The organism is Streptomyces phaeochromogenes, from assembly GCF_001418655.1.
Classification (GTDB): Bacteria; Actinomycetota; Actinomycetes; order Streptomycetales; family Streptomycetaceae; genus Streptomyces; species Streptomyces phaeochromogenes.
On record NZ_LIQZ01000319.1, the window covers coordinates 1 to 6,890 of the forward strand.

Below are 6,890 nucleotides of genomic sequence, written 5' to 3' on the forward strand. Positions count from 1 at the left end.
CAGCCCTCACCCACCCGCACCCACAAACCGGACCTCACCAACCCCCCCACCCCAAGCGGAGCGCTCACGCAGGGAACCGTCGGTCGACCCACTTCCACACGAGTTCCAGTGACGCCGAAGCCACCACCGCGATGCCGACGGCAGTCCACGGCATGGTGGTCCCGACCAGTTTCAGTGCGAAGAACTCCTGGAGCCACGGCACGACGAGCACGATGACGAACCCGAGCCCCATCGCGGCAACGAGGCCGACCCGCCACCACGTGTAGGGCCGCGCGATGATCGCAAGGACCCACATCGCGATCAGGAACAGGGTCAAGGTTGCCGCACTGGTCTCGGCGTCCAACGCCCCTTCCCCGGTGTAGTGGTGACGGGCAATCAGATACGTGGCGAACGTGGCGACCGCCGCGACGACCCCGCCCGGGATCGAGTACCGCATCACCCGCCGCACGAAGTGGGGCCGAGCCCGTTCCTTGTTGGGCGCCAGGGCCAGGAAGAACGCCGGCACGCCGATGGTCAGCGTCGACAGCAGGGTCAGGTGCCGCGGCAGGAAGGGGTACTCGACCTGCGAGCACACCACCATCACCGCGAGCAGTACCGAGTACACCGTCTTCACGAGGAACAGCGTCGCGACCCGCGTGATGTTCCCGATGACCCGCCGCCCCTCGGCGACGACGGACGGCAGGGTCGCGAAGCTGTTGTTCAGCAGCACGATCTGGGCGACGGCCCGGGTGGCCTCCGACCCGGACCCCATCGCGACCCCGATGTCGGCGTCCTTGAGGGCGAGCACGTCGTTGACGCCGTCGCCGGTCATCGCGACGGTGTGGCCGTGCGACTGGAGGGCGCCCACCATGTCCCGCTTCTGCTGCGGCGTGACCCGCCCGAACACCGTCCCCTCGTCCAGCGCCTTGGCCATCGCCGCCTGCTCGGTGGGCAGCCGCCGCGCGTCGACCGTGGCGGAGGCACCGGCCAGCCCGAGCTTGGCGGCGACCGCACCGACCGACACCGCGTTGTCGCCGGAGATCACCTTGGCCCGTACGTCCTGCTCCTCGAAGTACCGCAGGGTGTCCGCCGCGTCGGGCCGCAGCCGCTGCTCCAGGACGACGAGCGCGGTCGGCCGTGCGCCCTCCTGGACCAGCGGATCGTCGAGGTCCTTGTCGGCGCGGGCCAGGAGCAGCACCCGCAGCCCCTGCTCGTTGAGCTGCTCGGTCTCGGCGAGGGCCGGGTCCTCGGACGGCAGCAGCACGTCCGGGGCGCCCAGCAGCCACGTACTCGACCCGCCGTCGCCCTCGCTGAAGGACGCCCCGCTGTACTTGCGCGCGGAGGAGAAGGGCAGCGCCTGGACGCAGCGCCAGTCCTCCTGGTCCGGGTAGGCGTCGATGATGGCCTGGAGCGAGGCGTTCGGCCGCGGGTCCGACTCCCCGAGGGCGCCCAGCACTTTACGTACGTACGACTCGTCGCTGCCGCCCAGTGGCCGCAGCTCGGTGACGTCCATGCCGCCCTCGGTCAGCGTGCCCGTCTTGTCGAGGCAGACCGTGTCGACGCGGGCGAGGCCCTCGATGGCCGGGAGTTCCTGGACGAGGCACTGTTTCCGGCCAAGCCGGATCACCCCGATCGCGAAGGCGACGGAGGTGAGGAGGACCAGCCCCTCCGGAACCATGGGCACGATGCCGCCGACGGCGCGGGCGATGGAGGCCTTGAGGTCGTCGTTCTTGACGACGAGTTGGGTGATGGCCAGGCCGATCGCGGCCGGGATCATCATCCACGTCACGTACTTGAGGATCGTGGAGATACCGGTCCGCAGCTCGGAGTGGACGAGCGTGAAGCGGCTCGCCTCCTCGGCGAGCTGCACCGCGTACGCCTCGCGCCCCACCTTCGTCGCGGTGAACGCGCCGCCGCCCGCCACCACGAAGCTGCCCGACATCACCTGGTCGCCGGGCTGTTTGACGACCGGGTCCGCCTCACCGGTGAGCAGCGACTCGTCGATCTCCAGACCGTCGGCCTCGACGCACTCCCCGTCCACGACGATCTTGTCGCCCGGCCCGATCTCGATCAGGTCCCCGAGCACGATCTCGGAGGTGCCGACCTCGGCGGCGGTCCCGTCCCTGCGGACGGTCGGCCGCGCCTCACCGATCACAGCCAGCGAGTCCAGCGTCTTCTTCGCGCGCAGCTCCTGGATGATGCCGATCCCGGTGTTCGCGAGGATCACATAGCCGAACAGGCTGTCCTGGAACGGCGCGACGAACATCATGATCAGCCAGAGCACGCCGATGATCGCGTTGAACCGGGTGAAGACGTTCGCCCGGACGATGTCGGCCGTGGAGCGACTGCTGCGCACGGGTACGTCGTTGACCTCACCCCGCGCCACCCGCTCGGCGACCTCGGCCGCGGTGAGGCCCACCGCCCTCGGCGCGGGGGCGGGTATGGGGTGTGGATGCACAGGGTCGAGTTCGGCGCCCGCGTCGATGTGCGTCATGCATCCGACGGTACGGGGGGATATACGGCTTCACCCGCCGAGTGCGGCAAAGATCCGACCAGGGGAGGACCCGGGATGGTTCTGTGGTTGTACGGGGCGCTCCGCGGGTGGGGGTGTGTTGTGCGTGTGGGTGCGGGTGGGCGGGGCCGGCCGCGCAGTTCCCCGCGCCCCTGACGGGGCACGCCTCTTACGGGGCGTCCGGCGTCGGCTCCTGCGCCGCCTCGTCCCTCTTGAGTGCCGCCTCGCGGCCCCGTACGTACCAGATGCCGATCAGGCCGAGGCCCGCGCCGGCCAGGCAGGTCCAGATCCACCACAGGTGTCCGTGGTCGTCGAACCAGTTGTAGAAGGGGAGCTGTGCCAGGAAGAGGACGAACCAGAGGATCGTGCCACCCGTGATGGTGGCGACCACGGGACCCTCAAGGGGCTCCGGTGCCTCGTGTTTCGGGGATCCCGAAAAAAACCCAGCCATGGGGACAGCTTACGAGGTGATCAGGACCATGCGCGGTCGGTCATGTCTACGCGCGGAGATAGCGCTCTCCGTGACGTATGTTCATACTGAAACTGTTTGCTTCTGGCCACTTCCGTTCGTATGAAACGCCAAATCACGAAACGCCACCTGGGCATCGGGGATGTCCGCCGGCGATGAGGTCCCCGCATGCCCACCTCGGCCCCCGCCAAGGCCTCCGCGCCCAAGCAGCCGGACCCCCGGTCCGGCTCCGGCGCGCTCGACCGCTACTTCCGGATCTCGGAGCGCGGCAGCACGCTGTCGCGCGAGATCCGTGGTGGTTTCGCCACCTTCTTCGCGATGGCCTACATCATCGTGCTGAACCCGATCATCCTGGGCAGCGCGAAGGACATGTACGGACACCAGCTGGACAACGGCCAGCTGGTCACCGCGACCGCGCTGACGGCGGCGTTCACCACGCTCCTGATGGGCGTCATCGGCAACGTACCGATCGCGCTCGCCGCCGGTCTCGGCGTGAACACCGTCGTCGCGCTCCAGCTCGCGCCCCGGATGTCCTGGCCGGACGCCATGGGCATGGTCGTGCTCGCGGGATTCGTGGTGATGCTGCTCGTCGCCACCGGTCTGCGTGAGCGCGTGATGAACGCCGTGCCGCTGGGCCTGCGCAAGGGCATCGCGATCGGCATCGGCCTGTTCATCATGCTGATCGGACTCGTCGACTCGGGCTTCGTCTCGCGCATCCCGGACGCCGCCCAGACCACCGTGCCGCTGCAGCTCGGCGGGACCGGTCACCTCGACGGCTGGCCCGTCCTGGTCTTCGTGCTCGGCACGCTCCTCACGCTCGCGCTCATCGTGCGCAAGGTGCCGGGCGCGATCCTCATCTCGATCGTCGCCATGACCGTCGTCGCGCTCGTCATCGACGCCGTCGCCACCGTGCCCTCCTGGGGTCTGACCACCCCGAAGTGGCCCGGCAACCCGGTGGCCAGCCCCGACTTCGGGCTCGTCGGGCAGGTCAGCCTCTTCGGCGGCTTCGGCAAGGTCGGCGTACTGACCGGTGTGCTGTTCGTCTTCACCGTGCTGCTGTCGTGCTTCTTCGACGCGATGGGCACGATCATGGGCATCGGCGACGAGGCGAAGCTGACCGACAAGGACGGCAACATGCCGGGCATCAACAAGGTGCTCTTCGTCGACGGCATCGCGGTCGCCGCGGGCGGCGCCACCTCGTCCTCCGCCACCACCTGCTTCGTGGAGTCCACGGCGGGCGTCGGCGAGGGCGCGCGCACCGGGTTCGCGAACGTCGTCACCGGCGCGCTCTTCGGTGTCGCGCTGTTCCTGACCCCCGTCGCCGCGATGGTCCCGTCCCAGGCCGCCACGCCCGCGCTGCTCGCGGTCGGCTTCCTGATCCTGGCCGGCTCGATCCGGCAGATCGACTGGAGCGACCTCACCATCGCGATCCCGGCGTTCGTGACGATGCTGATGATGCCGTTCACGTACTCGATCACGAACGGCATCGGCATGGGCTTCATCACGTTCGTCGTGCTGCGGCTGGCGGCCGGGCGCGGGCGGGACGTACCGGTCGCGATGTACGTGGTGTCGGCGGTGTTCGTCTTCTACTACCTGATGCCGGCGCTGGGCCTGACCTGAGATCCGGCCCGGGCGCCAGGTCCGACCTGGGCCTCGGCCGGCTACGGGCTCACGTGACCCCGTGGAACGTTCGCGCTCACGTGACCCCGTAGAACTTTTCCGTCTCCTCGACCGCGGTCTGGAACCGCTCGTCGAAGTCGTCGCGCACGAGCGTCCGGACGACGTAGTCCTGGACGCTCATTCCCCTTTTCGCCGCATGGTGCCGGAGCCGATCGAGCAGCTCCCCGTCTATCCGCAGGCTGAGCACACTGGTCCCCATGCGGTCGAGGGTTGCCGTATCCGGCCGCCCCTCGGGTCACTTTCCGGAGCGATCTCACTCGTATGAGTGATGAAAAGCGTCAGTGGCCCGATTCACGGGCATCAGGCGTGCACTCGGGTGGTCTTTAGCTAGAGTAATGAGTTATTCTAAGGACATGCCTGACCTGACCCATGGCGACGACGTTGCCGCCGTGAACTCCCTGCGATCCGCCGTGATGCGCCTGTCACGTCGACTCAAGCACCAGCGGGTCGACGAGTCGCTGAGCCCGACCGAGATGTCGGTGCTCGGCACCCTCGCCCGCTGCGGCACGGCCACCCCGGGCGAGCTCGCCCGCAAGGAGCATGTGCAGCCGCCCTCGATGACCCGCATCGTGGCGCTCCTCGAAGCCAAGGGCCTGGTCAAGCTGGAGCCGCACCCCGAGGACCGGCGCCAGAAGGTCGTCACACAGACCGAGCGGGCCGAGGCCATGCTCGACGAGAGCCGCCGCAAGCGGAACGCGTGGCTGGCCGGACTGGTCGACGGCCTCGACGAGGACGACTGGGCGAAGCTCCGCGAGGCCGCCCCCGTCCTGGAGAAGCTCGCACATCTGTAACCGCGCGCACCCGCACGCCGCGCGCACCGAACCCACCCCCGTCCAAGGAGGCGAACGCCGTTGAGTACGGGACCCGGAGCAGACTCCGCCCCCGCACCTGCCGCCCACAACTCCCCGTCCGCTCCCAAGCCCCGCTCCTCGATGTTCAGCTCGCTGAAGATCAGGAACTACCGGCTGTTCTTCACCGGCCAGGTCGTCTCCAACACCGGCACCTGGATGCAGCGAATCGCCCAGGACTGGCTGGTGCTGAGCCTCACCGGCTCCTCCGCCGCCGTCGGTTTCACCACGGCCCTGCAGTTCCTGCCGATGCTGCTCTTCGGCCTCTACGGCGGTGTCCTCGTGGACCGCCTCCCGAAGCGCCCGACGCTGTTGGCCACCCAGACCGCCATGGGCCTGACCGGCCTCGCGCTCGCCTTCCTCACCATCTCCGGCCACGTCCAGGTCTGGCACGTCTACGTCGCCGCCTTCGCCGTCGGCCTCGCCACGGTGATCGACAACCCGGCCCGGCAGTCCTTCGTCTCCGAGATGGTCGGCCCCGACCAGCTGCAGAACGCGGTCAGCCTCAACTCCGCCAACTTCCAGTCCGCCCGTCTCGTCGGCCCCGCCGTCGCGGGCCTGCTCATCACGAGCGTCGGCACGGGCTGGGCGTTCCTGCTCAACGGACTGTCGTTCGTCGCGCCCATCGCCGGTCTGCTCCTGATGCGCTCCCGCGAGCTGAACCAGGTCGAGCGCACCCCGCGCGGCAAGGGCCAGCTCCGCGAGGGCCTGCGCTATGTCGCGGGCCGCCCCGACCTGATGTGGCCGATCATCCTCGTCGGCTTCATCGGCACCTTCGGCTTCAACTTCCCCGTCTGGCTCTCGGCCTACGCGGACGACGTCTTCCACGCCGGCGCGGGCGCGTACAGCCTCTTCAACACGCTGATGGCCGTGGGTTCGCTCGCGGGCGCGCTGCTCGCCGCCCGGCGCGGCACGGCCCGGGCGCGCGTGCTGGTCGCGGCAGCCGTCGCCTTCGGCGTCCTGGAGATCGTGGCCGCCCTGGCCCCGTCCTACTGGCTGTTCGCCCTCCTCATGGTCCCGATCGGGATCGCCGGCCTGACCGTCAACGTCACGGCGAACACCGCGGTCCAGATGGGCACCGACCCGGCCATGCGCGGCCGGGTCATGGCCCTGTTCATGATGGTCTTCATGGGCGGTACGCCACTGGGGGCGCCCGTCGTCGGCTGGATCACGGACGCCTACGGTCCCCGGGTCGGCTTCGCCATCGGCGGAGTCGTCTCGGCCCTGGCCGCGGTCACCGTCGGCCTGGCCCTGGCCCGCGTGGGCGGCCTGCGCCTGTCGGTGGGCTGGCACCACGGCCATCCGCAGGTCCGCTTCGTCCCCAGGGAACGGGTGCTGGCGACGGCAGCCTGAACCCTCCGCCGGGAGCGCGCCATGTGTCTGCGGGTCCGTTGTGGCCGGT

The 6,890-nt window shown here is 69.3% G+C and carries 6 protein-coding genes; 3 read left to right on the top strand and 3 right to left on the bottom strand.

The annotated features are described in order from the left end of the window. Window positions 1-64 precede the first annotated feature (64 nt). Both AOK17_RS35275 and AOK17_RS35280 read right to left on the bottom strand, forming a co-directional pair. Window positions 65-2,473: an HAD-IC family P-type ATPase gene (locus AOK17_RS35275; RefSeq protein WP_055616671.1), complete on the bottom strand. Its 2,409-nt coding sequence runs from the start codon at window positions 2,471-2,473 to the stop codon at window positions 65-67. 187 nt (window positions 2,474-2,660) lie between these two features. Then, window positions 2,661-2,942, bottom strand: a complete 282-nt coding sequence (locus tag AOK17_RS35280) for a DUF2530 domain-containing protein (RefSeq protein ID WP_055616672.1) — start codon at window positions 2,940-2,942, stop codon at window positions 2,661-2,663. Between the two features lie 186 nt (window positions 2,943-3,128). Between AOK17_RS35280 and AOK17_RS35285 the strand changes: the two genes are divergently transcribed. Beyond that, window positions 3,129-4,580, top strand: coding sequence for an NCS2 family permease (locus tag AOK17_RS35285; protein WP_055616673.1), 1,452 nt, complete (start codon window positions 3,129-3,131; stop codon window positions 4,578-4,580). Between the two features lie 76 nt (window positions 4,581-4,656). On the opposite strand, the gene AOK17_RS35290 is transcribed toward AOK17_RS35285, so the two are convergent. Beyond that, the gene (locus tag AOK17_RS35290; RefSeq protein ID WP_055616674.1) at window positions 4,657-4,839 is read right to left on the bottom strand and encodes a hypothetical protein; all 183 of its coding nucleotides are present in this window, start codon (window positions 4,837-4,839) and stop codon (window positions 4,657-4,659) included. Between the two features lie 154 nt (window positions 4,840-4,993). Between AOK17_RS35290 and AOK17_RS35295 the strand changes: the two genes are divergently transcribed. Both AOK17_RS35295 and AOK17_RS35300 read left to right on the top strand, forming a co-directional pair. Further along, the gene (locus tag AOK17_RS35295; RefSeq protein ID WP_055616675.1) at window positions 4,994-5,431 is read left to right on the top strand and encodes a MarR family winged helix-turn-helix transcriptional regulator; all 438 of its coding nucleotides are present in this window, start codon (window positions 4,994-4,996) and stop codon (window positions 5,429-5,431) included. A gap of 60 nt (window positions 5,432-5,491) precedes the next feature. Continuing rightward, entirely contained in the window at window positions 5,492-6,841 is a 1,350-nt protein-coding gene (locus AOK17_RS35300) for an MFS transporter (protein WP_107102576.1), read from the top strand. Window positions 6,842-6,890: the final 49 nt, after the last annotated feature.

Bases quoted from the DNA above. Each gene is read 5' to 3' on its own strand.
- AOK17_RS35285 (WP_055616673.1), top strand. From the start codon at position 3,129: ATGCCCACCTCGGCCCCCGCCAAGGCCTCCGCGCCCAAGCAGCCGGAC.
- AOK17_RS35295 (WP_055616675.1), top strand. From the start codon at position 4,994: ATGCCTGACCTGACCCATGGCGACGACGTTGCCGCCGTGAACTCCCTG.
- AOK17_RS35290 (WP_055616674.1), bottom strand. From the start codon at position 4,839: ATGGGGACCAGTGTGCTCAGCCTGCGGATAGACGGGGAGCTGCTCGAT.
- AOK17_RS35280 (WP_055616672.1), bottom strand. From the start codon at position 2,942: ATGGCTGGGTTTTTTTCGGGATCCCCGAAACACGAGGCACCGGAGCCC.
- AOK17_RS35275 (WP_055616671.1), bottom strand. From the start codon at position 2,473: ATGACGCACATCGACGCGGGCGCCGAACTCGACCCTGTGCATCCACAC.